The sequence below is a fragment of the Nocardioides sp. GCM10030259 genome (genome assembly GCF_042666375.1).
GTDB lineage: Bacteria > Actinomycetota > Actinomycetes > Propionibacteriales > Nocardioidaceae > Nocardioides.
The window spans coordinates 224,478-250,214 of sequence record NZ_JBHTDF010000018.1 but is presented as its reverse complement, the minus strand read 5'-3'; the positions used below and the strand labels follow the sequence as shown (position 1 = coordinate 250,214).

The window sequence follows — 25,737 nt, the reverse complement described above, 5'->3', positions numbered from 1 at the left end:
CTGCGGTCCAGTCAGGTGCGTCCCAGGAACCCCAGCAGGCGCAGGTCCGGCGGAGCATCGTCGGGCACCGGGACCGCCGGCCCGAAGCGCACACCCCGGTCGCCGCGGGTCACCGTCGCCCGGGCGACCGGCAGGAGCTCCGCGGCGAGTGCGGGCGCGATCGGGGTGTCGTCGCCGATGGCGCGGCCGACGTCCCAGCCGTGGACGGTGATCTCGAGGGCCGCCGTCGCGACCAGCAGCGAGCTCTGCAGGTCGAGGCGGTGACCGCCCGTCCCGATCACGACGTCGCCGGGGGACGGTCGCGACCAGACACCCAGCAGCGCCATCGCCTTGGCCCGGATCGCCGGCACAGGCCCGGCGGCCTCGCGCCACCGGTCGAGCTCGACCGCACCCCCGGCCGCCTCGGTGAACGCGTCGAGCGCGTCCTCCATGTGGGCGAGCAGCCCGGCGAGGTCCCAGTCCGCGCACGGCGTACGCCGGTCGAGGAGGTCGTCACGGACGGCCTCCAGTCGCGAGCAGGTGTAGGCGAGGGACCGGTCGAGCAGCTCGACGGACCCGCCGAGCGTGGTCGTCACCGAGGAACCAGGCTCAGCGGGTGGTCGCCGGGCTTGAAGTCGGCGTCGAGGCGGTCGGGGAGCCCGAAGGTCGTGAAGAGCGCCCGGTCGAAGAACGCCGTCACGTGTCGCACCTGCTCGCCGTCGAGCTCGAGCACCTGGAGCTGGAACGGCTCGAAGTCGCCCGCGGCGGTGCGCATGTAGAGGCCGTACGCCGGCTGGCCGTTGGCCCTGGTCGCCAGCATCGGCATGTCGCAGGCGCCGCCGGGGCACTCGTTGGCGATCAGCCAGCCGATGTCGGCGGGGCCCTTGAACCAGCTCGTGAACGGCGGCATGTCCCATGTCGCCTCGGCGGTGAGCAGGCTGACGATCGCGTCGACGTCCTTGCGCCAGAACGCGTCGACGTACCGCTCCAGCAGCTGCTCCTGGGCCGGGGTGAGCTCGTTGCAGACGGTGTCCTCGGTGAGGCCGCGCTCGGCGAACTGGGCGTGCGCGCGCTGGAGGGCGGAGTTGACCGCCGCGGTGGAGGTGTCGAGCGCGTCGGCGACCTCGGCGGCCGACCAGCGCAGGACGTCGCGCATGATCAGCACGGCGCGCTGGCGCGCGGGCAGGTGCTGGAGCGCTGCGACGAACGCCAGCCGGATCGAGTCGCGCTCGGCGACGACCACGGCCGCGTCGGGCACCGGTTCGAGCCAGGCGATCTCGTGGTCGGTCTCGAGGGCGTCGCCGGCCATCGCCTCGGGGGTGCCGATCGCGGCGGGCAGCGGGCGGCGCGGCTTGTTCTCGAGGTTCGTCAGGCAGACGTTGGTCGCGATCCGGTAGAGCCAGGTGCGCACCGACGAGCGGCCCTCGAACTTCCCGGCGGCCTTCCAGGCCCGCAGGAACGTCTCCTGCACCAGGTCCTCGGCCTCCTGCACGGAGCCGGACATGCGGTAGCAGTGCGCGAGCAGCTCGCGCTGGTAGCGCTGCGTCAGGCTCGGGAAGTCGTCGAGCTCCGTCGTACTGTCCGTCGAGCTGTCCGTCGAGCTGTCCGTCGTGCTGTCTGCCGGGATGACCATGGTCTCCGCCTCAACCGCCGTCATGGGTCCTGCTCCTCGCGTCGTCCAGTCTGCCTGTGGGTACCGACAGTCGTCGACGGAGAAAGTCATCGGTCGCGCGGCGGCGTACTTCCCGGGCCGTCCCGTCTTTTCTGGGGTGATGCAACGCGCGGTACGCGTCGGGATCCCCGGTGAGCCGGGGATCCCTGCACTTCCCGGGCAATGCAACGCCCCGGAACGTCAGGTTTCCCCGGGGGGCCGGGGAAACCGACAGCGATCGGCGAGCTCCAAGGCACGCTCCGCGGCGGGTACGGCGAGCGCGCGGTCGGCGGGGACCAGGCCGACGCGGGTGCGGCGGTCGAGGAGGTCGTCGACGTCCGCGGCACCCTCATGGGTCACGCCGAAGACCAGCTCGGCGAGCGTGACCGGGACACCGTCGGCGACCGGGGCGAGCAGCTCGTCGTCGGAGAGGCCGGTGACCTCGCGGGCGGTCTCGAGCACCAGCCGCGCGTCGGTGCCGAAGCGCCGGACCAGCCGGGGCGGCTCCTCCAGTCCGGCGAGCACCGACCGGGGCGCGGCTCCCAGCAGCGCGACCTCGGCGGTCCGGCACGGTCCGGCGTCGACCCGGGCGCGGGCGACGGCGGCGTCGACGGCGTCCTCGGCCATCCGGCGGTACGTCGTCAGCTTGCCGCCGACGATCGTGACGACCCCGCTCCCGCTCGTGAGCACCGCGTGACGCCGGGACAGGTCGGCCGTCGACCCGTCGTTGGTGTCCAGCAGCGGCCGGAGGCCGGCGTACGCGCCGACCACGTCGGAGCGCCGGAGCGGCCGGGAGAACGCCGCCGACACCACGTCGAGGAGGAAGCCGATCTCCGGCTCCGTCGGCTCCGGCACGTCCGGCACGGCGCCCGCGACGGCCTCGTCGGTGAGCCCGACGTAGACCGTGCCGTCGGGCTGCGGCAGCACCATCACGAAGCGGTTGGTCTCGCCCGGCACCGGGCAGAAGACCGAGACCTCCACGCCGGGCAGCGCGTCGCGCCGGAGCACGAGGTGGGTGCCGCGGCTGGGGCGCAGGGTGATGCCGTCGACGAGGGTGTCGGCCCAGACGCCGGTCGCGTTGACGACCGCGCCGGCGGTGATGGTGGTGGTCGCGCCGGTCAGCTCGTCGCGGAGCTCGACGCTGCTGCCGGTGGCGTGCAGCACGCGGGCGCGGGTGCGCACCTCGGCGCCGTACGCCGCGGCCGTGCGCGCGACCGTGGTGACCAGCCGGGCGTCGTCCTCGAGCTGGCCGTCCCAGCCGAGCATCGCGCCCCGCAGGCCGGCCGGGCGCAGCCCGGGCGCGAGGCGCAGCGCCTCGGTGACCGAGAGGTGGCGCGGCTTCGGCAGCGTCTCCGCCCCCGTGCGCGCACCGCGGCGCAGGAGGTCGCCGGCGACGAGGCCGCCACGGGTGACGGCGGTCTGCAGCCGGCCGACGCTCGAGGACAGCGGGATCAGCATCGGCATCGGCCGGGTCAGGTGGGGAGCCGTGACCTCCATCAGGATGCCCCGCTCGACAGCGCTCTCGTGGGCGACGCCGACCTGGCCCTTCGCGAGGTAGCGCAGCCCGCCGTGGACCATCTTCGACGACCACCGCGAGGTGCCGAACGCCAGGTCGTGGGCGTCGACCGCGAGCACCGACAGGCCGCGCGTCGTCGCGTCGAGTGCCACCCCGGCGCCGGTGATGCCGAGCCCGATGACCACGACGTCGACGTCCGTGGGCGCTCCCGCGAGGCCGGGCGTGATGCGCGTGCCCGTCATGGCTGCAGGCTCCGGGTCAGCGCGAGCGCGAACTCGTCGTCGAGCTCCTCACCCGAGACCTGGTCGTCGACCATCGTGTGGGCCGACAGCACGAAGCCGTGCGCCGCGAGCAGCATCGCCCGCGCCATCGCGACCGGGTTGCCCGGCCGGGCGACGCCCTCGGCCTGCGCGTCGCGGAGCGCGGCGACGGTCAGCTCGAGGATCCCGTCCTGCGAGCGGCCGCGGCGGGAGAAGAGGTAGGGGAGGATCAGCTCCGGGTCGAGGTCGACGATGCGCACGAAGAGCTCGTTCTCGCGCAGCCGCCGCACGGTGCCGACGATGTCGGCGACCAGGCGCTCGAGGGTCGGGGCGTCCGGGTCCTGCTCGGCGAGCGAGTCGGCGACGACGCCGGCCCACTCCCGGGTCATCAGGTCGCCGAGCAGCTGCGGCATGTCGGCCCAGGTGCGGTAGATCGTCATCCGCGAGACCCCGGCGCGCCGGGCGACCTCGGTCAGCGTGGTGCGCCGCCAGCCCACGTCGAGGATGCAGGCGCGGGCGGCATCGAGGTACGTGTCCCGGGGCTCGGACCTCTCCGAGTCGTTGTGACGAAGTGACGTCATGTGTCACAGTGTAACGCGTGAACGTCGAGATGCATCCCTCCCGCTGGGGCGACCCGGCCCGCGCCGCCGCCCTCCCGGAGGCCACCCGCGGCATGATCGAGCTCGTCTTCGGGCTCGACGACCGCCCGGCCGTCACCGACCCGCCGCTCGCTCCCTCGGCGCTGGACCCCGCGCTGCTGGACGGGCTGGCCGCCGTCGTCGGCGCCGAGCACGTGCGCACCGACGACGAGACCCGCCGGCTGCGGACTCGCGGCAAGTCGACGCCCGACCTGCTGCGCGCCCGGTCCGGCGACCTGGCCGACGCGCCCGACGTCGTCGTACGCCCCGCCGACCACGACGAGGTCGCCGCGCTGCTCGCCTTCGCGGTCGAGCACCGGCTGGCGGTCGTGCCGTTCGGCGGCGGTACGTCGGTCACGGGCGGCCTGGTGGCCCGGCGCGAGGGGTTTGCCGGCGTGGTCAGCCTCGACCTGGTGCGCATGAAGCGGTTGCTCGCGGTCGACCACACCTCGATGACCGCGACCCTCGAGCCCGGCCTGCGCGGGCCGGAGGCCGAGGCGCTGCTCGCGGCGGAGGGGCTCACGCTCGGCCACTACCCGCAGTCATGGGAGTACGCCTCGATCGGCGGCTTCGCCGCCACCCGCTCCAGCGGCCAGTCGAGCGCGGGCTACGGCCGCTTCGACGCCCTGGTGGTGGGGATGCGGGTCGCGACGCCGCGCGGGCCGCTCGACCTCGGCAGCGCCCCGGCCAACGCGGCCGGCCCCGACCTGCGGCAGCTGTTCCTCGGCTCCGAGGGCACCTTCGGCGTGATCACCGCCGTGACCGTGCGGGTCCGGGGACTGCCGGAGGTCAAGGTCTACGAGGGCTGGCGGTGGCCGTCGTTCGCCGACGGCGCCGCCGCGATGCGTGCCCTCGCGCAGTCGGGGCTGCTGCCCACCGTGCTGCGGCTCTCCGACGAGAGCGAGACCGCGATCAACCTCGCCGACCCGGCGGCGATCGGCGGCCCCGGCAGCGCGGGGTGCCTGATGATCACCGGCTTCGAGGGCGCGCCCGCCGCCGTCGAGGCCGAGCGCGCCGCCGTGACGGCGCTGCTGACCGACCTCGGCGGCACCGCCGTCGGCGAGGCGGCGGGGGAGAAGTGGTCGCACGGACGCTTCGACGCGCCGTACCTCCGCGACTCGCTGCTCGACCTCGGCGTGCTCGTCGAGACGCTGGAGACGGCGACGTTCTGGTCCAACCTCGAGCGGCTGTACGCCGACGTGAAGGCCGCGCTCGCCGCGTCGCTCGGCGACCCGTCGATCGTGCTCTGCCACATCTCGCACGTCTACGAGACCGGTTGCTCCCTCTACTTCACGGTCGCCGCCAAGGAGTCCGACGACCCGCTGGCCCAGTGGGACAAGGCGAAGCGCGCAGCGAGCGACGCCATGATCGCCGCCGGCGCGACGATCACCCACCACCACGCGGTCGGCACCGACCACAAGCCGTGGCTCGCCCAGGAGATCGGGCCGCTCGGCGTCTCGGTGCTGCGGGCGGTCAAGGCCGACCTCGACCCGACCGGCATCCTCAACCCGGGAGTGCTGATCCCGTGACCCAGAAGAACGACAGAGCCTTCACGTTCCTCGTCAACCCGTCCTCCGGTGGCGGCGCGGCGCCCGGCGCCGTCGTCCCCGTCGCCCGGGTGCTCCGCGACGCGGGCGCCGTCGTCGACGTCACCTACTCGCCCGGGCCGCAGGCGATGGCCCACCTCGTCGACGAGGCCGTCTCCCGCGGCGACGTCGTGGTCTCCGTCGGCGGCGACGGGATGCTCTCGTCGCTCGCCGGCCTGGTCGCCGGCCGCGACGCCACGCTCGCGATGGTCCCGGCCGGGCGGGGCAACGACTTCGCGCGGATGCTCGGCCTGCCCGACGACCCCGCCGAGCAGGCGCGGGTGCTGCTGGAGGGCGACGTACGCCGCATCGACCTGCTCGCCGCCACGGGCTTCGGACCCGCCACGGTCGAGCGCCGGATGGTCGCCGGCTCGGTCTACGCCGGCGTCGACGCCCGCGCCGCCGAGATCGTCGACCGCGCGACCTGGCTGCCGCGCTCGCTGCAGTACCCCTACGCCGCCCTGCGCGCCCTGGCCACCTACCGGCCCGGTCGCTACGAGGTCTCGGTCGACGGCATCGTGCACGAGTACGCCGCCGCGACGGTGGTCGTCGCGAACTCGGCCTACTACGGCAAGGGCATGCAGATCGCCCCGCCCGCGTCGGTCGAGGACGGCCTGCTCGACGTGGTCGTCATCGAGGCCGCCTCGCGGGTGGCGCTGATGCGGTCGCTGCCGAAGGTGTACGACGGCCGCCACCTCGCGCTGCCCGAGGTCACCGTCCTCACCGGGAAGCGCGTCGAGATCCGCGGGTCCGGGAGCGGACCGATCCCCGTCGGCGGCGACGGTGAGCCGCTCGGGTCGCTGCCCGCCCTGCTCGCCGACCCTGCCGTGGTCGAGGTCGTCCCCGGTGCGCTCGGCGTCATCTACTGACCCGGTGGTTTCGAGACAGGCGCTAGCGCGCCTTCCTCAACCACCGGGCGCCGGTGGTTTCGAGACAGGCGCTAGCGCGCCTTCCTCAACCACCGTCAGCCGAAGGTCCACACGAGCAGCTCGGTCGGCACCGCGGCGGTGACCGTGACGTCGCGGGCGTCGGTGATCCGGAAGGCGTCGCCGTCGGCCAGCGGCTCGGCCAGCGACGACCGGATGAGCGCGCCGCCTGCGACGTACACGTGCAGGAGCGGGGCGTCGGGGAGGGCGAGCGTGGCGCCGCCCTCGAGCCGAGCGACCGAGAAGACCGCGTCGCCGAGGCGCACCGCCTCGGTGAGCGATCCCTCAGCGAGTGGCACGGGCGCGACGGAGTAGGCCGGCTCGCCGTCCTCGACCGTCGGCGTCAGCCACGCCTGCACGAAGCGGGTGGGGCCGGACGGGCCGGCGACCTCGGAGTGCGTGACCCCCGAGCCGGCGGCCAGCACCTGGACCTCACCCGGGCGGACGACGCCGGTGTGACCCGCGGAGTCGTCGTGGTGCAGCTCGCCGCTGAGCACCCAGGTGACGATGTCGACCTCGCGGTGCGGGTGCTCGTCGAAGCCCCGGCCGCGGCCGAGCAGGTGGTCGTCGTGGCAGACCAGCCGACCGAAGCCGACGTTCTCCGGGTCGTAGTGGCCGCCGAAGGAGAACGAGTGCCGGGTGACCACTCCCTCATTCCGGGTGAGATAGCGGTCGGTTCCCCGGCGGATCTCCACACTCACGGGCATCATTGTGCCCGTGCCAGACCCCCAGCAGAGCACAGACCTCCCCCAGCTCCCACCCGGCTTCCGCTTCGGCACCAGCACGGCGTCGTACCAGATCGAGGGCGCCGCCGAGGAGGACGGCAAGGGCCCGAGCATCTGGGACACCTTCTGCGCTGAGCCCGGCCGCATCCAGGACGGCTCGAGCGGCGCCGTCGCCTGCGACCACTACCACCGCCACGCCGAGGACGTCGGGCTGATGAAGCAGCTCGGGATCGGCGGCTACCGGCTGTCGGTCTCGTGGCCCCGCATCCAGCCGAACGGCTCCGGCCCGGCCAACCCGAAGGGCCTGGCCTTCTACGACCGGCTCATCGACGAGCTGCTGGCCAACGGCGTGCAGCCGATGGTCACGCTCTACCACTGGGACCTGCCCCAGGCCCTCGAGGACGACGGCGGCTGGCTCAACCGGGCGACCGTCGACCGGTTCGCCGAGTACGCCGCGATCCTGGGCGAGCAGTTCGCCGACCGGGTCGAGCACTGGATCCCGGTCAACGAGCCCAACGTCGTGATGATGATGGGCTACGCGATCGGCATGCACGCGCCGGGTCGCGCGCTGATGTTCGACGCGATGCCGGTGGCGCACCACCTGCTGCTCGGCCACGGCCGCGCCGCGATCGCGCTGCGCGCCGCCGGCGCGACCAGCGTCGGTTGCGCCAACAACCACGCGCCGATGTGGCCGGCCACGGACGACGCCGCCGACGTCGGCGCGACCAAGCTCTTCGACGCGCTGTGGAACGGCATGTTCAGCGAGCCCATGCTGCTCGGCCGCTACCCCGCCGACCTCGAGCCGCTCTTCGAGGGCGTCGTCCGCGACGGCGACCTCGCGGTGATCCGCCAGCCGCTCGACTTCTACGGCGTCAACTACTACAACCCGTTCAAGATCGGCGCGGCCGCCGAGGACGCGGAGATGCCGTTCGAGTTCCGGGAGCTCCTCGGCTACCCGGTCACCGACTTCGGCTGGCCGATCGTCCCCGACGCCCTGCGCGAGTGGCTGATCCTGCTGCGCGCCCGCTACCGCGCCGCGCTCCCGCCGATCTACATCACCGAGTCCGGCTGCGCCTACAACATGGGGCCGGACGCCGACGGCGTCGTCGACGACCAGCCGCGCATCGACTACCTCGACGCCCACCTGCGCGCGGTCGCCACCGCCGTGCAGCGCGGTGTCGACGTGCGCGGCTACTACACGTGGTCGCTCATGGACAACTTCGAGTGGGCCGAGGGCTTCAAGCAGCGGTTCGGCCTGGTGCACATCGACTACGAGACGCTGAAGCGCACGCCGAAGCGGTCGTTCCAGTGGTACGCCGACGTGATCGCCGCGCAGACGAAGTCAGTCGGCTAGCCCCAGCGCCAGCCCGTCGACGACCCGCTCGAGGCGGTCGGGGTCGGTGGCGACGTTGATGCGCACGTGCCCGGCGAGGCCCGGCTGGTAGTCGTGGCCCGGCGCGACCCGCACCCCGCGGCCGAGCGCGGCCGCGGCGGGGTCGGCGACGCCGTACTCACGCAGGTCGAGCCAGGCGAGGTACGTCGCCTCGAGCGGGCGCATCCGCGCCTTCGGCAGCCGGTCGGCGACCAGCTCGGCCAGCAGCTCGCGCTGGGTGGAGAGCCGGTGGCGCAGGGCATCGAGCCAGTCGTCGCAGTCGCGCCAGGCGACGGTGCCGGCGACGACGCCGAGGCTCGACCACGTGTTCTGCGCGGGGATCGGGACCGCCGCGAGCCGGGCGCGGTCGGCCGGGTCGGGCAGCAGGAGCTGGGCACCGTGGACCGCCGGCATGTTGAACGCCTTGGACGGGCTGGTGACGACGATCGCGCGGTCGTCGACGGAGAGGTACGGCGTGAACGTCGCGCCCGAGAGCACCAGGGGTGCGTGGATCTCGTCGGCCACGACCCGGGCGTCGTACTCCCGCGCGAGGGCAGCGAGCGCGGCGAGCTCCTCGCGCGTCGGCACGTTGCCCAGCGGGTTGTGCGGGTTGCAGAGCAGCAGGGTCCGCGCACCGGCCGCGAACGCGCGCGACACCGCCGCCAGGTCGAGGCGGGCGTCCTCGCTGTCGGGGTCGAGCGGGATGGGCACCAGCTCGCGACCGGTGACCTCGACGACGTCGCGGAACGGCGGGTAGCACGGGATCGGCACCGTGACCGGCCCCGGCGGGCAGAGCACCTCGAGCGCCAGGCGGATGCCGCTCATCACGCCACCGGTGCTCATCGACGCCTCGGCCGGGACGTCCCAGCCCCACTGGCGCGCCGCGAAGCCGGAGAACGCCGCGCCGAGGTCGTCGTCGTGCGGCGGGTAGCCCAGCGCACCACGACGTACGGCGTCGACGAGTGCCTCGGTGATCGGCTCGGCCTGGCGGAAGTCCATCTCCGCCACCCACGATGGGACCACCCCTGGCCTCTCCCACTTGAGCGGCAGGGCGGCACGGGCCTCGTCGTCGGTGAGATCGCGGATCACTCAGGCGAACCTACCCTTGCGGTCATGAGGTTCCTCGCCGGGTGCGCGCTGGTGCTCGCGCTCGCCGGCTGCACGGCCGACCCGGAGTCGGCGCCGGTCGACCGGGCGATCACCGACGCGCCGGAGGTGACGGATCCCCCGCCGGAGCCGACGACGAGTCCCGCGCCCGAGAGCCAGACCCGGCCGCTGGTGCTCGCGGTCAACGCCCGGCGGCCACCGCTCGCCCTGACCTCGCAGCAGGCGCGCCGGCTCGAGCGCGGTGCGATCGACGACTGGGCGGAGCTCGGTCAGCCCGGCGGCCCGCTGCGCACGGCCGAGACGACCGACGGGCTGCGCCACCTCCCGATGGACACCGTCGCGGTGCTCGTCGCCGACGCGGTGAACCCCGCCCTGCGGGTCGCGACCGTCGACGGGGTGGATCCGCTGCGCGATCCCGCGGCGTACCCGCTCCAGGTGACCGGCCCGACGCCGCGCGAGGTCACCACGCTGACCGTCGTCGGCGACGTGATGCTCGGCCGCGGGGTGCCCGGCGGCTCGGCGCTCGCCCCGATGGCCGACCGGCTCGCCGGCGCCGACATCACCGTGGGCAACCTCGAGAGCACGCTCGCCGAGCTCGGCCCGCCGCAGCAGGACCCGGTCACCGACTCGTTCTCCGCCGACCCGTCGGTGCGGCGCGACCTGCGCGCCGCGGGGTTCGACGCGATCAGCCTCGCCAACAACCACACCGGCGACTTCGGCGAGCGGTCGCTGGAGCGCACCGTCGACCTGCTGCGCGCCGGCGGCCTGCCGACGTTCGGCGCCGGTCGTGACCTGGAGCAGGCCCGGAGGCCGGTCGTGGTGGAACGCGACGGCGTGAGCTTCGGGTTCCTCGGCTTCAACGCGATCGGCGAGACCCCCGAGGCCGGGCCGGGGCAGCCGGGCGCGGTGTCGGTGAGCATGCCGCCGCGCACCGGGCCGCTCGACCGCTCCGAGCTGGACCGGTTCCTGGGGGACGTACGCCGCCTGTCGCGCCGCGCCGACGTCGTCGTGGTGCTGCCGCACTGGGGGACGCAGTACACCCACCGGCCCGAGCCGATCCAGCACCAGGTCGCGCGGGAGCTGGCCGGGGCCGGGGCCGATCTCGTCGTCGGCGGCCACCCGCACTGGGTGCAGGGCGCCGAGCTGGTCGGCGACGCCCTCGTCGTGCACTCGCTCGGCAACTTCGTCTTCGACATGGACTTCATGACGCAGACGACGGAGGGGCTGGCGCTGGAGGCGACGTTCTGGGGCGGGCAGCTGATGGCGGCCGACTTCGTGCCCTACCGGATGGACACCGACCACGCCCCGCGGCCGGTGCGGGTGCAGGACGCGGGCAGCATCCTCGATCCCTTCTGGGAGCTCAGCTCGCTCGCAGCCACGCGCTGAGCAGGTCGCCGACCCGCTGGAGCTGCCCGGGGTTCACGACCGAGGGCACGTCCGCGGCGGAGTGGTAGCCGGCGTACGGCGTGCTGCCGATGCGCGCCGCGACGAAGCCGGCGTCGGCGAACGACTCGTGGTCGCTCGCCGCATCGGTCTCCACGACCGTGGGGATGCCCTCCCGCTCTGCCAGGCGCGCCAGCCGGTCCCGCAGCGCGCTGGGGGTGCCCTCGACCGACGACAGCGGGACGACGCTCCCGACGCCGACCCGGTCGAGCGAGACCATGCCGCGGAGGTTGCGCGCCGCCTCGGGCGTCAGCGTGGCGACGTAAGCCTTCGAGCCGAAGTGGTGCAGCTCGCCCGGCCCGACCGGCTCCTCGGCTCCGAAGGCGACGAGCACCACCTGCCCGCTCGCCCGGAGCACCCGTGCGAGCTCGAGCAGCACCGCGACGCCCGAGGCGTTGTCCTCCGCGCCCGGAGCGACCGCGACCGTGTCGAGGTGCGCCCCGACGACGACGTACGGCGACCCCGGGTCGAAGTCGCCCGGCGTGGCGACCACGTTGCTCGACCGACCCGCCCGGACCGACACGCCCCAGGAGTCACCGGCCGGGACCGCCAGCGACTGGCGGCGCACGGCGTACCCCTGCGCCCGGAACCCGTCCGCGACCCAGGTCGCCGCCTCGCGGAAGGCGGGGCCGGTCGCGAGCCGGGGCCCGATGTCGCCGGCCAGGTGGCGCACGCTGCGCAGGGCGCGGTCGGCGTCGAACCGGGCGGGGGGCTCGGGGGTCTCCGTCTCCGTCGGGGTGGGACTCGCCTCGATAGTCGGGGAGGTGGTGACCGGCGCCGACCTCGTCCGCTCCGGCTGGCGCGGCTCGACCGGGTCGCCGGAGCACGCGGACAGCAGCGCGAGGACGAGGAGTGGCGCAACGAGCCGGCGGCGCATGCGCCGACGGTACGTTGCCAAATACCCCCTAGGGGTATACGGTCGCGCCATGGACTCGAACTGGCGGATGGCTGTCACGGCGACCCGGCACTGCCTCACCGGATGTGCGATCGGCGAGGTGCTCGGCATGGCGCTCGCGACGTGGTGGGGCTGGAGCGACGCGCCGTCGATCGCGCTGGCCGTCGGGCTGGCGTTCTTCTTCGGCTACCTGTTGACCTTCGCGGGGCAGCGGCGGGCCGGCGTCGACGTCCGCAACGCGATCCGGATCGCCCTCGCCGCCGACACCGTCTCGATCCTCGTGATGGAGATCGTGGACAACGGCTTCCTGCTGCTGATCCCGGGCGCGATGGAGGCGGGCCTCGCCGACTGGTTCTTCTGGGGCTCGCTGGCGGCGGCGCTGGCGGTGGCCTTCGTGGTCACGGTGCCCGTGAACCACTGGATGATCCGACGTGGCCGTGGTCACGCGGCGGTCCACCAGATGCACGAAGCGCAGCACCACCACTGATCCCCGCTCTACGCTTCCTCCATGCGTGTACGTCGTAGCCTGGCCGCCGCGGCCGCCCTCCCCCTCGTCCTTGCTGTCGCCGCGTGCGCCCCGGAGTCCGACGACGACTCGTCGTCCGCCTCCGAGCCGACCGGCTCGAGCAGCGCCGACGCGTGCGCGACCGAGTCGCTGCCGCTGAAGACCTCCGGTCAGCTGACCGTGGGCACCGACTCCCCGGCGTACGAGCCGTGGTTCGTCGACAACGACCCGAGCAACGGTGAGGGCTTCGAGTCGGCGGTCGCGTACGCCGTCGCCGAGCAGCTCGGCTTCACCGCGGACCAGGTGACGTGGGTCAAGGTCCCCTTCAACAAGTCCTACGCGCCGGGGGCGAAGGACTTCGACTTCGACATCAACCAGATCTCGATCACCCCCGAGCGGGCCGAGGTCGTGGACTTCTCCGACGGCTACTACGCCGCCGCGCAGGCGGTCATCGCGCTCGAGGGCACGGCCGGCGCCGAGGCGACCAGCCTCGACGACCTCCACGACCTGCGGCTCGGTGCGCAGACCGGCACCACATCGCTCACCGCGATCCGTGACGTCATCCAGCCGCATGAGGACCCGGCGGTCTTCGAGGACACCAACGCCGCGAAGAACGCGCTGCAGAACGACCAGGTCGACGCGATCCTCGCCGACCTGCCGACCGCGTTCTACATCTCGGCGGTGGAGATCCCGAAGAGCAAGATCGTCGGCCAGTTCCAGCCCGACACCGGCGAGCAGGAGGAGTTCGGCATGCTCTTCGAGAAGGGCAGCGGGCTCGTCGACTGCGTCAACCAGGCGCTGACCGCGCTGCGTGACGACGGCAGCCTCGACCAGATCGAGCAGCAGTGGCTCTCCGACGTGGTGAACGTCCCCGAGCTCCAGTGAGCGACTGGTCGCCCAGCCAGCACGAGCTCGACCGACGGCGGGTCCGCAGCCGGCTCCGGGTCAGGTCGGCGGCGATCGCGACGGCGACGACCGCCGCGGTGTTCGTGCTGCTGGCCCTCGGTGTGGCCAGCTCCCCGGGCTGGCCCACCGTGAAGGAGTCCTTCCTCAGCTGGCCCGACGCGCGGGAGTCGTTCCCGGCCATCCGCGACGCCATCTGGCTGAACATCAAGATGTTCCTCATCGCCGAGGCGTTCATCCTGGTGCTCGCGATGCTGATCGCGATGGCGCGGGTCAGCCGGTCCCCGTGGTTGATGCCGCTGCGCGTGACCGCGGTCGTCTACACCGACGTGGTCCGAGGCATCCCGACGATCCTGCTGGTGTACCTGTTCGCCTTCGGCATGCCCGCGCTGGAGCTCCAGGGCCTCTCCAACAGCGCCTTCTTCTGGGCGACCGCCGCGCTGATCGTCTCCTACAGCGCGTACGTCGCGGAAGTGTTCCGCTCGGGCATCGAGTCGGTCCACCCGTCGCAGTGGTCGAGCGCGCAGGCGCTGGGGCTCTCGCGCGGCCAGGCGTTGCGTCACGTGATCATCCCGCAGGCGGTGCGCCGCGTCGTACCTCCCCTGCTCAACGACTTCGTCTCGCTGCAGAAGGACACCGCGCTGGCCTCCGCGGCCGGCGTCTTCGAGGCCGTCGCCACCGCCCGCGACTACACGCTCTTCAACTTCAACTTCACGCCGTACCTCGTGGTCGCCGGCTTCTTCATCGCGATGACCGTGCCGCTCGCGCGGCTGTGCGACTGGCTGACCGCACGGACGCGGCGGCGTGAGCTGGCGGGTGCGCTGTGAGCCTCCTGTCCGTCTCCGGCCTGCGGAAGTCGTACGGCGACCGGGTCGTCCTCGAGGACGTGTCGCTGTCGGTCGAGCAGCACGACGTGATCTGCCTGATCGGATCGTCCGGCTCCGGCAAGTCCACGTTGCTGCGCTGCCTGAACCTGCTCGAGGAGATCGACGACGGGGTCATCACGTTCGAGGGCCGGGAGATCTCCGACCCGCGCGTCGACCCGCGCCGCGTGCGGTCGCGGATCGGCATGGTCTTCCAGGCCTACAACCTCTTCCCGCACCTGACCGTCCTCGAGAACTGCACCCTGGCGCCGCGTCGGGTGCACGGCGTCTCGCGGTCGGACGCGGAGTCGCGGGCCCGCTCCCTGCTGGAGCGCTTCGGGCTGTCGGAGCACGCCGCGAAGCACCCCGACCAGCTGTCCGGCGGCCAGCAGCAGCGCGCGGCCCTCGTGCGGGCGCTCTGCACGTCGCCCACCCTGCTGCTGCTGGACGAGATCACCGCCGCCCTCGACCCCGAGCTCGTCGGCGAGGTGCTCGAGATCGTCCGGGCGGAGGCCGAGGCCGGCATGACGATGGTGATCGCCACCCACGAGATGGCCTTCGCCCGCGACGTCGCCACGTCGGTCTGCTTCCTCGACCACGGCCGGATCCTCGAGCAGGGCCCGCCCGCGCAGATCTTCAGCGACCCGGCCGAGGAGCGGACCCGGCAGTTCCTGCGGCGGGTGCTGCCGGCCTGAGGTGTGATGGCGGTGGGCAATCCACCTTTCGGACCGGGCCGGAACGTGGATATCCCACCGCCCCGCGGCCGCCGGCGGGTCGGCGGTGGGTAATCCACCGAATGAGGCATGTGACTAGGTGGATCAGGCACCGCTGCTCCGGAACCTGTCGTGCTTCTGGCCGACCGCGACGCGGACCGGGCGGAACAACAGCTCCCACTGCACGCCGAACTCGGGCGGCGGTCCGTCGTACCCGTTCCTGAGCAGCGTCCTGAAGACCTCGCCCGCCAGTGACCTCGGCTTGCGGATCCGCTCCTTGGTGACCTGGACGTAGTCGATTCCGGCGGCGCGCATGAGCCCGTAGCGGTCGAGGTCGTGGCCGTAGACCTCGCGGTCCTCCTGGTGCTGACTGCCTTCGTACTCCACGACCGTCCGCCACTGTCGGTACACGAGGTCGCCGATGACCTCGATGTGCTCGCCGACGTCGACGGCGGCGTTGACCTCGGGCCCCGTCAGGCCGCAGAAGCGGAGGATGGCCCGGGTCTCGCTCTCCATGAGGGACCGGGCCCGTCCGTCCAGGTGCTCGAGGATCCAGATCGCCTCGTCCGCGCCGTCCCGCCAGAGCCCCGAGAAGGCCAGGGCCATGATCTCGGCGGCGGTGGTGTGCCCGTGGAAGAGGAGCCAGTCACCGACCTTGATCGCGTCGATCACCCGCGCCCGAGCGCAGTAGGAGAGGTACGCCGCGGGGACGGTCACGCCGACTCCGTCCGTTGGTGGCAGCCGCTTGGTGCGGTGCAGGAAGATCTTCTCGAATGCCAGGTGCAGCTCGCCCTCGATCACGAACCTGAGTGGGAACGATGGGCCGAAGTCCAGCCCGAGCTGCTGGAGACGCGTGATCCCGGTGAGGTGGGCGCGGTCCGGCAGGGCGAGCTGCGCAGCAGTCACCCAGTCCTCCGGCGTCATCTCGTGTCCCGCGGCGCGGAACACGCGGGGATACACGCGGACGAACCGTCGGCCGTCCAGCTGCCGATCCGTCACCCCGTGCTCACGGGCGGTGGCGCGGGTGAACGGTCCATCGGACAGTGCAGGAGGGAGTGGGCGCACGGGCACAGCGGACCGTGGCTGAGTCGCACGCGTGGGAGGGATCGGGCCGCGCTGTGGAGGGGCGTGCGTGAGCCGTGGCTGTGGACGAAGGGTGGCGGTGGGCGATCCACCATCCGCAAGCGGCAGAACGTGGATCTCCCACCGCCACCTGCCACCCCGCAACACGGCCGCCCAACCGTGACAGCACTTCTGTCATGATGCGAGGCATGGCGGAGACATACGAGCTGGGACAGGGCACGGGCCCCCTCACGGGCGTGAAGGTCGTGGAGATCGCCGGGATCGGGCCGGGGCCGCACGCGTGCATGATCCTCGCGGACCTCGGGGCCGACGTGATCCGGGTCGAGCGGCCGGGTGGGCAGGCGCTTGCGGGCGGGGGCAGCCACATGCTGCTCAACCGCGGCCGGCCCAGCGTCGCGCTCGACCTCAAGAACGACCAGGCCAGGGAGACGGTCAAGCGCCTGGTGGCGGAGGCCGACGTGCTCGTCGAGGGCATGCGGCCCGGCGTGATGGAGCGGCTCGGGCTCGGCCCCGACGACCTGAGCCAGGTCAACGAGCGGCTGGTCTACGGCCGGATGACGGGCTGGGGCCAGCACGGCCCGCTCGCCCAGGCCGCCGGCCACGACATGAACTACATCGCGATCACCGGCACGCTGTTCGGCCTCGGCCAGGACAGGTCGCGTCCGCACTTCCCGGCCAACCTGGTCGGCGACTTCGGCGGCGGCTCGACGTACCTCGTCATCGGCATCCTCGCCGCCCTCCTCGAGGCGAAGGTCAGCGGGAAGGGCCAGGTCGTCGACGCCGCGATCGTCGACGGCACCGCCCACCTCAACGCCATGACCGCGGCGTTCCTCGCGTCCGGCGGCTACCACGAGGAGCGGGCCGCCAACCTGCTCGACGGCGGCGTGGCCTACTACGACATCTACGAGACCGCCGACGGCCGGCACATGTCGGTCGGAGCCCTCGAGCCGCAGTTCTACGACGCGTTCGTCGACCTCCTCGGCATCAAGGACTCTGCGCCCGACCGCTACGACCCCTCCAGCAACGAGAAGCTCAAGGCGCTGATCACCGAGACGTTCCTGCAGAAGACGCAGCAGGAGTGGGTCGAGGTCTTCGAGGGCACCGACGCCTGCGTCGCCGGGATCATCCCGATCAGCGAGGCGTTCGAGCACCCCCACCTCCAGGCGCGCGGGACGTTCGTCGAGAAGGACGGCCACGTGCAGCCCGCCCCCGCGCCGCGCTTCTCGCGCACCGAGCCGACCATCGGCCGCGCGGCCGAGAACGCCGGCGACAGCACCCGCGCGGCTCTCGCCGCCTGGGGGATCGACGACGTCGACGACCTGATCGACAGCGGGGCAGCAGTCCAGGCATGAAGCCGTTCCTCTTCATCGGGACCCGCGCGGAGGACGCCGCGGCGGACAGCGAGTACGCCGCGGTGCTCAGCTGCTCGGGTCTCGACGAGAGGGACGTACGCCGGGTCCGGCTCGAGCGGGACCCGCTCCCGCCCGTCGACCTCGGCGACTGGTCCGGGGTGATCCTCGGCGGCGGCCCGTTCAACGTCAGCGACCCCGACGAGACCAAGAGCCAGGCGCAGCACCGGGCGGAGGGCGAGCTGCGCGAGCTCGCGACGCGGTCGGTCGCGGCCGACTTCCCGTTCCTCGGAGCGTGCTACGGCGTCGGCGTCCTCGGCACCCTCCGCAACGGGATCGTCGACCGCCACTACGCCGAGCCGATCTCCGCGCGCACCATCACGCTCACCGACGAGGGCCGCGCCGACCCGCTGCTCGGCACGATGCCGCCGACGTTCGACGCCTTCCTCGGGCACAAGGAGGCGGTCCGGCGGCTCCCCGACGGCGCGGTCCTGCTCGCGTCGAGCGCGGACTGCCCGGTGCACGCCTTCCGGATCGGCCGCAACGTCTACGCGACGCAGTTCCACCCCGAGCTCGACGAGGAGGGCCTGGTGCTGCGCATCCACACCTACCGCGACTACGGGTACTTCGACCCGCCCGAGGCCGACGGCATCATCGCGCTCGCGCGCGCGAGCCACGTGGAGCACCCGCCGCGGTTGCTGGCGAAGTTCGTCGAGCTCTATGCCTGTTGACAGATATTCAGTAAGGTTGCGGGCATGACCGAGCACGTGGACGTCCTCATCGTCGGTGCCGGGCTCTCGGGCATCGGGGCCGCCTGCCGGCTCCGCACCGAGCACCCGGGCCGCAGCGTCGCCCTCCTCGAGGCGCGCGACGCGAGCGGCGGCACCTGGGACCTCTTCCGCTACCCGGGCATCCGCTCCGACTCCGACATGTTCACGTTCGGCTTCCGCTGGCGGCCGTGGGTCGGGGCGCGCGCGCTCGCCGACGGCCCGTCGATCCTGAGCTACCTGCGCACGGTCGCGGAGGAGTACGGCGTGGACCGGCTGATCCGCTACCGCCACCGGGTCGTCGCGGCGAGCTGGGACTCCGAGACCGCTCTCTGGACCGTCGAGGTCGACCGTGACGGCGAGGTGGTCACGATGACCACGAGCTTCCTCTGGGGCTGCGGCGGCTACTACGACTACGACAAGGGCTTCTCGCCAGACTTCCCCGGGCTCGAGCGGTTCGGCGGCACCGTCGTCCACCCGCAGCACTGGCCGGACGACCTCGACTACGCCGGGAAGACGGTCGTCGTCATCGGCTCCGGCGCGACCGCGGTGACGCTGGTCCCGGCGATGGCCGAGGCCGGCGCCGGCCACGTGACGATGCTGCAGCGGTCCCCGACGTACGTCCTGTCGCTCCCCGGCGAGGACCCGCTCGCGAAGCTGCTCCGCCGGCTGCCGGCGCGGTTCTCCTACCCCATCGTGCGGTGGAAGGCGATCCTGCTCGCGACCGCGTTCTACCAGGCGTCGCGCCGCTGGCCCCGCAAGATGCGCGCGCTGATCCGCAAGGGCACCGCCTCGCAGCTCCCGGCGCACATCGACGTCGACACGCACTTCAAGCCGGCCTACAACCCGTGGGACCAGCGGCTCTGCTTCGTGCCCGACGGCGACCTCTTCAAGGCGCTGCGCAGCGGCCGGGCGTCGGTGGTCACCGACCACGTCGACACGTTCACCGAGACCGGCATCCGGCTGCGGTCGGGCGAGGAGCTCGAGGCCGACGTCGTCGTCAGCGCGACCGGCCTGACCCTCAAGGCGATGGGCGGCGTCGAGCTGACCGTCGACGGCACCCCGGTCAAGATGCACGACACCCTCACCTACCGGGCGCTGATGCTCAGCGACGTCCCCAACTTCGCGTTCACGATCGGCTACACCAACGCGTCCTGGACGCTCAAGGCCGACCTCGTCGCCGACTTCGTCTGCCGGCTGCTGGGCCACATGGACGAGCACGGCGTACGCCGGGTCGTCGCGCCGCGCGACCCGACCGTCGGCGAGGAGCGGCTGATCGACTTCAGCTCCGGCTACATCCTGCGGGCGCTCGACGAGCTGCCCCAGCAGGGCGACAGGGAGCCGTGGAAGCTGCGGCAGAACTACCTGCGCGACGTCCGCGCGATCAACCACCAGCCGATCGACGACGGGGTGCTCAGCTTCGGGTGAGGATTGGGTGGACCGTCCACCCGGCCCGTAGGCTTGGGGCAACAGCCCGTTCCGTCTTGCCTCGGGCCGCGCGCGATCAGCGCCCCTCTCGGGAAAATCCCATGCTGGCGAGACACCCCCAGCAGTGAGTGAAATCCTCTTGTCCTCTGCAGCTTCCGCTGCGGGCTTCGCCGAGCTCGGCGTGCCCACAGACCTGTCCACCGTCCTCGCCGACCTCGGCATCACGACCCCGACGCCGATCCAGGCCGCGACCCTGCCCGACTCGCTCGCGGGCCGCGACGTCCTCGGCCGGGGCCGCACCGGCTCCGGCAAGACCTACGCGTTCCTGCTCCCGCTGGTCGCCCGGCTCTCCGGTGGGAAGCCCGCCCAGTCCCGCAAGCCGCGGGCGCTGGTGCTCGCTCCCACCCGCGAGCTCGTCGCCCAGATCGAGGCCGCCCTCAAGCCGCTGGCCGAGGCCGCCGGCCTGCGCACCCGCACCGTCTTCGGCGGCGTCGGCCAGAACCCCCAGGTCCAGGGCCTCCGCGCCGGCGCCGACATCGTGCTGGCCTGCCCCGGCCGCCTCGAGGACCTGATCGGCCAGGGCCACTGCGACCTCGGCTCCGTCGAGGTCACCGTGCTCGACGAGGCCGACCACATGGCCGACCTCGGGTTCCTGCCCGCCGTCCGGCGCCTCCTCGACCGCACGCCGCGCGACAGCCAGCGGCTGCTCTTCTCGGCCACGCTCGACGCGGCCATCGACGTGCTCGTCAAGCGGTTCCTGCGCAACCCGGTGACCCACGAGGCCGACTCCGCGCAGTCGCCGGTCGCGACCATGGACCACCACGTCCTGCACGTCGCCCGCGAGCACCGCGTCGACGTGCTCGTCGACCTCACCAGCGCGCCCGGCCGCACGGTCGTCTTCACGCGCACCAAGTACGGCGCCAAGGCGCTCGCCCGCCAGCTCAACCGCGCCGGCGTGCCGAGCGTCGAGCTCCACGGCAACCTCAGCCAGAACGCGCGCACCCGCAACATGGATGCCTTCCACTCCGGACGGGCCACGACCCTGGTCGCCACCGACATCGCCGCCCGCGGCATCCACGTCGACGACGTGGCGCTCGTCGTGCACGCCGACCCGCCGGTCGAGCACAAGGCCTACCTGCACCGCTCGGGCCGTACGGCGCGGGCCGGTGCCCGCGGCACCGTCGTCACGCTGATGACCGACGAGCAGGTGCGCGAGGTGCGCAGCCTGACCCGGGCCGCCGGCATCAAGCCGACGCTGACGAAGCTCGCCGGCTCCTCGCACCCCGTGCTCACCACCCTCGCCCCGGGCGAGCGGGTGCTCGTGCCCGGCGGCCTCGTCGTCGAGGCGCCGGCCCCGCAGCAGCGCCAGGGCAAGCCGCAGCAGAAGCGGACCTCGGGCGGCGGCGCGCCGAACGGCGGTCGGCCGCGTTCCCGCCGGGGTCGTGGCCGAGGCGGCCGCGGCGGCCGGCCGCGGTCGGGTGTGGCCGCGTCCTGACGTTTGCCGTGCCCGCGGGCCGGTCACTGCCTTGGTGTACTGAGGAGGTAGCGATGGGACTCAAGGACAAGGCCGGGAACAAGGCCGAGGAGCTCAAGGGCAAGGGCAAGAAGTCGGCCGGTCGCGCGAAGAACGACCCCGACCTCGAGGCCGAGGGCCGGGCGGACCAGACGGGCGCCAAGGTGAAGAACGCCGGCGAGCACGTCAAGGACGCCGCCAAGGACGTCAAGGAAGGCTTCAAGAAGTAGCCGAGCACACGTCAGGAAGCCGCCGCCGACCGATCGTCGTCGGCGGCTTCCTCGCGCTCGGGACCGTCCTGCTCGGCGTCTCGTTGCACACCGACCCGGGCTCGGCCTGGTTCTACCCGGCCGCGCTCGCCCTCGCCGCCACCTGGGCCGTCGGCGCGGTCGCGGCGGGGCCCGTACGACGCGGCGACCCGTCGCCGGTGCGCCCGGTCCTCATCGGGCTCGGCCTGGTCGCGGTGTTCATCGCCGGCGCGCTCGTCGTCCGTGAGGTGGCGCTGCTCGACGATCAGGTCGGCGCGGTCACGGCGTACGCCCATCGCGGCTCCGGCCCGCTGGTCGTGCTGGTCGCAGTCGTCACCGGGGTGGCGGAGGAGCTCTTCTTCCGCGGCGCGCTCTACGACGCCGTACCGCGACCGGTGCTCGGCACCACCGTCGTCTACACGGTCGCCACGCTGGCGACCGGCAACGCGATGCTGGTCTTCGCGGCCGCCGTGCTCGGCCTCGTCACCGCGTGGGAGCGGCGGCGCAGCGGCGGGGTCGTCGCGCCCGCAGTCGTGCACGTGACCTGGTCAGTCGGCATGCTCGTCGCGCTGCCCGCCCTGTTCTAGCGCGAGCCGCACGGCCTCGGCGTACGTCATCGGCTCGTCGGGCACCAGCTCGCGGATCGCGTGGTCGGTGACGATGACCTCGGTCGACATCGAGTCGATGAGGTTGCGGCCGGTCGTGACGTCGACGTCGGTGACCAGGGCGATCCAGTGCGACGACAGCTGCGGCGTCAGCACGGGCACGGTCTGGATGGGCACCCGCCGGCCCGCCATCGCCTCGCTCGCCTGCTGCAGCATCTCGACGTACGTCAGCTGCTCCGGCCCACCGATCTCGAAGACGCGACCGTGGGCCCGCTCGTCGCCGACGACCGCGACCAGGTAGCGGACGACGTCGTCGAGCGCGATCGGCTGGGTGCGGGTGTCGGCCCAGCGCGGCACGACCATCGCGGGGAGGTTCTTCACCAGCTGGCGGGTCATCTCCCAGGAGATGCCGCCCGCGCCGATCACGATCGCGGCGCGCAGCGTGGTCACCGGCACGCCCGACTCCCCGAGCAGCCTCTCGACCTCCCGCCGGGAGCGCAGGTGGGCCGAGAGCTCGGCGTCGTCCTTGCCGAGACCGCCCAGGTAGACGATCTGCCGCACCCCCGTCGCCGCGGCGGCCAGCCCGAACGCCCGCGCCGCGTCGGCGTCCTTGCGCTCGAAGTCGTCGTCGCCGAGCGAGTGCACCAGGTAGACCGCGACGTCCGCGCCGGTCAGCGCCCCCGCGAGGCTGCCCGGATCAGCCACGTCGCCGCCCACCGGCTCGCCCGGACCGTCGTACGACTCGGGGCGGCGGGTCATCGCGCGCACCGTGTGTCCGCGCGCGACCAGGGCCGGCACCAGGTGGCGGCCGATGAACCCGGTCGCGCCCGCGACCAGGACGGTGAGGGGAGCGGTCATCGCCGGTGCCGTACCCAGCGCGCGCGATCTCACCCGGGACCAAGGCCCCTCGTGCCAGGCGCGCGCGATGCCTAGGGTGGAGCCGACGGCCGGTCCGGGAGGTGCAGCATGAGCGAGATGACCACGGCGGAGTGCTGGGCGATGCTGCGCGAGCACGAGTTCGGACGGCTGGCCTTCACGGTCGTCGACGAGCAGCACATCACGCCGATCAACTACGCCGTCGACGGCGAGACCCTGCTCTTCCGCACCGCCCCCGGCAACAAGCTGCTGGCCGTCGAGCTCGGCGCGCAGGTCGCCTTCGAGATCGACGACTTCGCCGGCGAGACCGCCGCGAGCGTCGTGGTCCGGGGCCGGGCGCGCCACCTCGGCGAGGACGAGGCGCACCGGGCCGAGAACGTCCCGCTGCGGCCCTGGGTCGGCCCGGAGAAGTACGACGTGGTCGAGATCGCCCCGACCGATGTCTCCGGCCGCCGGTTCGACCTGGACCGCCCCTGGTTGCACCTGCGCGTCGACGAGGGCTGAGCCGCCTCCCGAGGATCAGGTCAGCGCGTGCGGCGCTCGATGTCCTCGCGTCGGGTCTCGTCCATGGCGGCCTCGTAGGCCGCTACCAGGCTGGCGATCGAGAGCGGCTTGAGGCTCTCGACGACCTTGCGCAGGGACTCGGTGGAGGCTCCGGCCTCCTTGTAGACCGGCCAGACCATCGTGCGGAAGAGCTCGTTGAGCTCCTTGGCGATCTGGCGGCCGTGCTCGGCGTACACCTCCGCGGCGGCGTTGGCCGCCTCGACCGGGAAGCCGAGGTCGAGCAGGGCCAGGCCGACGGACAGCTGCGAGACCGCGACCTCGTAGCGCCCGCGCCGCGCCGGGTAGAGGATGCCGAGCGCCGTGAGCGTCGCGAGGTCGTCGTCGCTGAGCGTGCGGCCGGTGCGCTGGTCGAGCTCCGTTCGCGACATCTCGACCGGGAGGTCGGCCTGCCACGGGGCGAGCATCGTGCGGTGCAGCGCGATGTCCTCGGGGGTGGCGTCGGCGGGGATGCGCGCGACGTACTTCTCGATCGCGGAGAGCGTGAAGCCGTGGGCCTGCAGCTCCTGCACCAGCTCGAGGCGCGCGACGTGGTCGGAGCTGTAGTAGCCCGAGCGCCCGCGCCGGATCGGCGGCGGCACCAGCCCCTTGGTCGTGTAGAAGCGGATGTTGCGCACGCTCATGCCGACCCTCTTGGTCAGCTCGTCGAGGGTCAGCAGCTCGCGCAGCGACTCGACGCTCTCGTCCATTCCCTCTTCCCTCCGACCACGGCCACTCGACCCGGCCACTCCAACGGGCCGCGTGAACTGTGCCACACGACCCGCCGCCTTGACGGTGACAGTAATAGTGTCACAATCGAGCAGGTTCGTTCCCCACCCCGGAGTAGGACGTCATGGCTGAAGCTTTCGTGTTTGACCACATTCGGACGCCGCGCGGCAAGGGCAAGGCGGCGGGCACGCTGCACGAGGTGAAGCCGGTCGACCTGGTCGTCGGTCTCCTCGACGAGATCAAGGAGCGCAACCCGAGCCTCGACCCCGAGCGCGTCGACGACGTCGTCCTCGGCGTGGTGTCGCCGATCGGCGAGCAGGGCGGCGACATCGCCAAGACCGCGGCCCTCAAGGCCGGCTACCCCGAGACCGTCGCCGGCGTCCAGCTCAACCGCTTCTGCGCCTCCGGCCTCGAGGCGGTCAACCAGGCGGCGTCCCGCGTCCGCGGCGGCTTCGAGGACCTGATCCTCGCCGGCGGCGTCGAGTCGATGAGCCGGGTGCCGATGGGCTCCGACGGCGGCGCCTGGGCCTCCGACCCCGCGACCGCGCTGACGACCGGCTTCGTGCCGCAGGGCATCGGCGCCGACCTGATCGCGACCCTGGAGGGCTGGAGCCGCGACGACGTCGACGCGTACGCCGCCGAGTCGCACCACCGCGCCGCGAAGGCGTGGGCCAACGGCTACTTCGCGAACGCCGTGATCCCCGTCCGGGACCTCAACGGCCTGCCCGTCCTCGAGCACGACGAGCTCATCCGCCCCGACACGTCCGTCGAGGGGCTGGCCGGCCTGAAGCCGAGCTTCGCCCAGATCGGCAACGACGCGGGCTTCGACGACGTGGCCCTCGAGAAGTACCACTGGGTCGAGAAGATCGACCACGTCCACCACGCGGGCAACAGCTCCGGCATCGTCGACGGCGCCGCGCTGGTGGCGATCGGCACCGAGGAGATCGGCGCCGAGCTCGGCCTCACGCCGCGGGCGCGGATCCTCGCGACCGCGGTCTCCGGCGCCGACCCGACGATCATGTTGACCGGCCCCGCCCCGGCGGCCCGCAAGGCTCTCGCGAAGGCCGGCCTGGAGGTCGGCGACATCGACCTCTTCGAGATCAACGAGGCGTTCGCCGCCGTCGCGATGCGGTTCATGCGCGACATGGGCATCAGCCACGACATCACCAACGTCAACGGCGGCGCGATCGCGATGGGCCACCCGCTCGGCGCGACCGGCGCGATGATCCTCGGCACGCTCGTCGACGAGCTCCAGCGCCGCGACCTGCGCCGCGGCCTCGCCACGCTCTGCGTCGGCGGGGGCATGGGTATTGCCACGATCGTCGAGGTGGTCTGAGCGGCGGAGCCGCCAGACCACCGTCGACGAGTCGGGGCGATACGTCGGTGGTCGAGCAAGCGACGCGACTGAGCTTGCGAAGTCGCGAGGAGCGTGTCGAGACCCGGTGAGGCACCCGCCTTCCGCAACCAAGAACTCCAGAACTCCAGAACCAGGTGGTTTCGAGGCTCGGGCCTGGCGG

26 protein-coding genes are annotated in these 25,737 nt (G+C 72.7%); 16 read left to right on the top strand and 10 right to left on the bottom strand.

Features of this window, described 5'->3' with window-relative positions:
- Positions 1–11: 11 nt before the first annotated feature.
- From ACFQQI_RS14325 to ACFQQI_RS14310, 4 genes are all read right to left on the bottom strand, one after another.
- A complete protein-coding gene (locus ACFQQI_RS14325; protein WP_378564416.1) occupies positions 12–575 on the bottom strand; it encodes a TIGR03086 family metal-binding protein in 564 nt (187 codons plus the stop codon).
- Positions 572–1,636 (bottom strand): sigma-70 family RNA polymerase sigma factor, encoded by a 1,065-nt coding sequence (locus ACFQQI_RS14320; protein WP_378564413.1) that lies wholly within the window; start codon positions 1,634–1,636, stop codon positions 572–574. Before ACFQQI_RS14320 ends, ACFQQI_RS14325 begins: the two co-directional genes overlap by 4 nt.
- A gap of 195 nt (positions 1,637–1,831) precedes the next feature.
- Complete coding sequence (locus ACFQQI_RS14315) at positions 1,832–3,388, bottom strand: FAD-dependent oxidoreductase (RefSeq protein ID WP_378564410.1); 1,557 nt, start codon at positions 3,386–3,388, stop codon at positions 1,832–1,834.
- On the bottom strand, positions 3,385–3,987 hold the full coding sequence (locus ACFQQI_RS14310) for a TetR/AcrR family transcriptional regulator (protein ID WP_378564407.1): 603 nt from the start codon (positions 3,985–3,987) through the stop codon (positions 3,385–3,387). The genes ACFQQI_RS14315 and ACFQQI_RS14310 overlap by 4 nt, the downstream gene beginning before the upstream one ends.
- A 17-nt stretch (positions 3,988–4,004) precedes the next feature.
- On the opposite strand from ACFQQI_RS14310, the gene ACFQQI_RS14305 reads away from it, so the two are divergent.
- Positions 4,005–5,573 (top strand): FAD-binding oxidoreductase, encoded by a 1,569-nt coding sequence (locus tag ACFQQI_RS14305; RefSeq protein ID WP_378564404.1) that lies wholly within the window; start codon positions 4,005–4,007, stop codon positions 5,571–5,573.
- A complete protein-coding gene (locus ACFQQI_RS14300) occupies positions 5,570–6,499 on the top strand; it encodes a diacylglycerol/lipid kinase family protein (RefSeq protein WP_378564401.1) in 930 nt (309 codons plus the stop codon). Before ACFQQI_RS14305 ends, ACFQQI_RS14300 begins: the two co-directional genes overlap by 4 nt.
- A gap of 95 nt (positions 6,500–6,594) precedes the next feature.
- On the opposite strand, the gene ACFQQI_RS14295 is transcribed toward ACFQQI_RS14300, so the two are convergent.
- Positions 6,595–7,257 (bottom strand): pirin family protein, encoded by a 663-nt coding sequence (locus ACFQQI_RS14295; RefSeq protein WP_378564398.1) that lies wholly within the window; start codon positions 7,255–7,257, stop codon positions 6,595–6,597.
- A 16-nt stretch (positions 7,258–7,273) separates the two neighbouring features.
- Here ACFQQI_RS14295 and ACFQQI_RS14290 point away from each other — a divergent pair, with 16 nt between their 5' ends.
- On the top strand, positions 7,274–8,635 hold the full coding sequence (locus ACFQQI_RS14290) for a GH1 family beta-glucosidase (protein ID WP_378564395.1): 1,362 nt from the start codon (positions 7,274–7,276) through the stop codon (positions 8,633–8,635).
- On the opposite strand, the gene ACFQQI_RS14285 is transcribed toward ACFQQI_RS14290, so the two are convergent.
- The gene (locus tag ACFQQI_RS14285) at positions 8,624–9,742 is read right to left on the bottom strand and encodes a MalY/PatB family protein (RefSeq protein ID WP_378564392.1); all 1,119 of its coding nucleotides are present in this window, start codon (positions 9,740–9,742) and stop codon (positions 8,624–8,626) included. The genes ACFQQI_RS14290 and ACFQQI_RS14285 overlap by 12 nt on opposite strands.
- 24 nt (positions 9,743–9,766) lie before the next feature.
- Here ACFQQI_RS14285 and ACFQQI_RS14280 point away from each other — a divergent pair, with 24 nt between their 5' ends.
- The gene (locus ACFQQI_RS14280; RefSeq protein ID WP_378564389.1) at positions 9,767–11,146 is read left to right on the top strand and encodes a CapA family protein; all 1,380 of its coding nucleotides are present in this window, start codon (positions 9,767–9,769) and stop codon (positions 11,144–11,146) included.
- Here the strand turns inward: ACFQQI_RS14280 and ACFQQI_RS14275 are convergent.
- Positions 11,121–12,080: a M28 family metallopeptidase gene (locus ACFQQI_RS14275; RefSeq protein ID WP_378564386.1), complete on the bottom strand. Its 960-nt coding sequence runs from the start codon at positions 12,078–12,080 to the stop codon at positions 11,121–11,123. The two genes, ACFQQI_RS14280 and ACFQQI_RS14275, sit on opposite strands and share 26 nt — an antisense overlap.
- A 49-nt stretch (positions 12,081–12,129) precedes the next feature.
- On the opposite strand from ACFQQI_RS14275, the gene ACFQQI_RS14270 reads away from it, so the two are divergent.
- Genes ACFQQI_RS14270 through ACFQQI_RS14255 form a run of 4 tightly spaced genes read left to right on the top strand, consistent with a single transcriptional unit; the run spans position 12,130 to position 15,064 of the window.
- Positions 12,130–12,585 carry a DUF4396 domain-containing protein gene (locus ACFQQI_RS14270; protein WP_378564383.1) on the top strand — a complete coding sequence of 152 codons (456 nt, stop codon included), beginning with the start codon at positions 12,130–12,132 and terminating at the stop codon, positions 12,583–12,585.
- A gap of 21 nt (positions 12,586–12,606) precedes the next feature.
- Positions 12,607–13,488, top strand: coding sequence for an ABC transporter substrate-binding protein (locus ACFQQI_RS14265; RefSeq protein WP_378564380.1), 882 nt, complete (start codon positions 12,607–12,609; stop codon positions 13,486–13,488).
- Entirely contained in the window at positions 13,485–14,333 is an 849-nt protein-coding gene (locus tag ACFQQI_RS14260) for an amino acid ABC transporter permease (protein ID WP_378564377.1), read from the top strand. Before ACFQQI_RS14265 ends, ACFQQI_RS14260 begins: the two co-directional genes overlap by 4 nt.
- On the top strand, positions 14,330–15,064 hold the full coding sequence (locus ACFQQI_RS14255; RefSeq protein WP_378564374.1) for an amino acid ABC transporter ATP-binding protein: 735 nt from the start codon (positions 14,330–14,332) through the stop codon (positions 15,062–15,064). Before ACFQQI_RS14260 ends, ACFQQI_RS14255 begins: the two co-directional genes overlap by 4 nt.
- A gap of 123 nt (positions 15,065–15,187) precedes the next feature.
- Here ACFQQI_RS14255 and ACFQQI_RS14250 read toward each other — a convergent pair whose 3' ends face one another.
- A complete protein-coding gene (locus tag ACFQQI_RS14250) occupies positions 15,188–16,042 on the bottom strand; it encodes a hypothetical protein (RefSeq protein WP_378564371.1) in 855 nt (284 codons plus the stop codon).
- A 311-nt stretch (positions 16,043–16,353) separates the two neighbouring features.
- Between ACFQQI_RS14250 and ACFQQI_RS14245 the strand changes: the two genes are divergently transcribed.
- From ACFQQI_RS14245 to ACFQQI_RS14220, 6 genes are all read left to right on the top strand, one after another.
- A complete protein-coding gene (locus ACFQQI_RS14245; protein WP_378564368.1) occupies positions 16,354–17,517 on the top strand; it encodes a CaiB/BaiF CoA transferase family protein in 1,164 nt (387 codons plus the stop codon).
- Positions 17,514–18,245 (top strand): glutamine amidotransferase, encoded by a 732-nt coding sequence (locus ACFQQI_RS14240; RefSeq protein ID WP_378564365.1) that lies wholly within the window; start codon positions 17,514–17,516, stop codon positions 18,243–18,245. Before ACFQQI_RS14245 ends, ACFQQI_RS14240 begins: the two co-directional genes overlap by 4 nt.
- 24 nt (positions 18,246–18,269) lie before the next feature.
- Positions 18,270–19,709, top strand: a complete 1,440-nt coding sequence (locus ACFQQI_RS14235; protein WP_378564362.1) for a flavin-containing monooxygenase — start codon at positions 18,270–18,272, stop codon at positions 19,707–19,709.
- A 181-nt stretch (positions 19,710–19,890) separates the two neighbouring features.
- Positions 19,891–21,204: a DEAD/DEAH box helicase gene (locus tag ACFQQI_RS14230; protein WP_378564359.1), complete on the top strand. Its 1,314-nt coding sequence runs from the start codon at positions 19,891–19,893 to the stop codon at positions 21,202–21,204.
- A gap of 53 nt (positions 21,205–21,257) precedes the next feature.
- Positions 21,258–21,452 (top strand): CsbD family protein, encoded by a 195-nt coding sequence (locus ACFQQI_RS14225; RefSeq protein ID WP_378564356.1) that lies wholly within the window; start codon positions 21,258–21,260, stop codon positions 21,450–21,452.
- A gap of 83 nt (positions 21,453–21,535) precedes the next feature.
- Entirely contained in the window at positions 21,536–22,057 is a 522-nt protein-coding gene (locus tag ACFQQI_RS14220; RefSeq protein ID WP_378564353.1) for a type II CAAX prenyl endopeptidase Rce1 family protein, read from the top strand.
- Here ACFQQI_RS14220 and ACFQQI_RS14215 read toward each other — a convergent pair.
- Positions 22,019–22,933, bottom strand: a complete 915-nt coding sequence (locus ACFQQI_RS14215; protein ID WP_378564350.1) for an NAD(P)H-binding protein — start codon at positions 22,931–22,933, stop codon at positions 22,019–22,021. The two genes, ACFQQI_RS14220 and ACFQQI_RS14215, sit on opposite strands and share 39 nt — an antisense overlap.
- Positions 22,934–23,041: 108 nt before the next feature.
- Here ACFQQI_RS14215 and ACFQQI_RS14210 point away from each other — a divergent pair, with 108 nt between their 5' ends.
- Complete coding sequence (locus tag ACFQQI_RS14210; RefSeq protein WP_378564347.1) at positions 23,042–23,455, top strand: pyridoxamine 5'-phosphate oxidase family protein; 414 nt, start codon at positions 23,042–23,044, stop codon at positions 23,453–23,455.
- Positions 23,456–23,475: 20 nt separating this feature from the next.
- Here ACFQQI_RS14210 and ACFQQI_RS14205 read toward each other — a convergent pair whose 3' ends face one another.
- Positions 23,476–24,201, bottom strand: a complete 726-nt coding sequence (locus ACFQQI_RS14205; protein ID WP_378564344.1) for a MerR family transcriptional regulator — start codon at positions 24,199–24,201, stop codon at positions 23,476–23,478.
- Between the two features lie 143 nt (positions 24,202–24,344).
- On the opposite strand from ACFQQI_RS14205, the gene ACFQQI_RS14200 reads away from it, so the two are divergent.
- Positions 24,345–25,556: an acetyl-CoA C-acetyltransferase gene (locus tag ACFQQI_RS14200; RefSeq protein ID WP_378564341.1), complete on the top strand. Its 1,212-nt coding sequence runs from the start codon at positions 24,345–24,347 to the stop codon at positions 25,554–25,556.
- The last annotated feature ends 181 nt before the right edge of the window (positions 25,557–25,737 follow it).

Bases quoted from the DNA above. Each gene is read 5' to 3' on its own strand.
- ACFQQI_RS14320 (WP_378564413.1), bottom strand. From the start codon at position 1,636: ATGACGGCGGTTGAGGCGGAGACCATGGTCATCCCGGCAGACAGCACG.
- ACFQQI_RS14315 (WP_378564410.1), bottom strand. From the start codon at position 3,388: ATGACGGGCACGCGCATCACGCCCGGCCTCGCGGGAGCGCCCACGGAC.
- ACFQQI_RS14310 (WP_378564407.1), bottom strand. From the start codon at position 3,987: ATGACGTCACTTCGTCACAACGACTCGGAGAGGTCCGAGCCCCGGGAC.
- ACFQQI_RS14280 (WP_378564389.1), top strand. From the start codon at position 9,767: ATGAGGTTCCTCGCCGGGTGCGCGCTGGTGCTCGCGCTCGCCGGCTGC.
- ACFQQI_RS14275 (WP_378564386.1), bottom strand. From the start codon at position 12,080: ATGCGCCGCCGGCTCGTTGCGCCACTCCTCGTCCTCGCGCTGCTGTCC.
- ACFQQI_RS14270 (WP_378564383.1), top strand. From the start codon at position 12,130: ATGGACTCGAACTGGCGGATGGCTGTCACGGCGACCCGGCACTGCCTC.
- ACFQQI_RS14265 (WP_378564380.1), top strand. From the start codon at position 12,607: ATGCGTGTACGTCGTAGCCTGGCCGCCGCGGCCGCCCTCCCCCTCGTC.
- ACFQQI_RS14245 (WP_378564368.1), top strand. From the start codon at position 16,354: ATGGCGGAGACATACGAGCTGGGACAGGGCACGGGCCCCCTCACGGGC.
- ACFQQI_RS14240 (WP_378564365.1), top strand. From the start codon at position 17,514: ATGAAGCCGTTCCTCTTCATCGGGACCCGCGCGGAGGACGCCGCGGCG.
- ACFQQI_RS14235 (WP_378564362.1), top strand. From the start codon at position 18,270: ATGACCGAGCACGTGGACGTCCTCATCGTCGGTGCCGGGCTCTCGGGC.
- ACFQQI_RS14225 (WP_378564356.1), top strand. From the start codon at position 21,258: ATGGGACTCAAGGACAAGGCCGGGAACAAGGCCGAGGAGCTCAAGGGC.
- ACFQQI_RS14215 (WP_378564350.1), bottom strand. From the start codon at position 22,933: ATGACCGCTCCCCTCACCGTCCTGGTCGCGGGCGCGACCGGGTTCATC.
- ACFQQI_RS14210 (WP_378564347.1), top strand. From the start codon at position 23,042: ATGAGCGAGATGACCACGGCGGAGTGCTGGGCGATGCTGCGCGAGCAC.
- ACFQQI_RS14205 (WP_378564344.1), bottom strand. From the start codon at position 24,201: ATGGACGAGAGCGTCGAGTCGCTGCGCGAGCTGCTGACCCTCGACGAG.
- ACFQQI_RS14200 (WP_378564341.1), top strand. From the start codon at position 24,345: ATGGCTGAAGCTTTCGTGTTTGACCACATTCGGACGCCGCGCGGCAAG.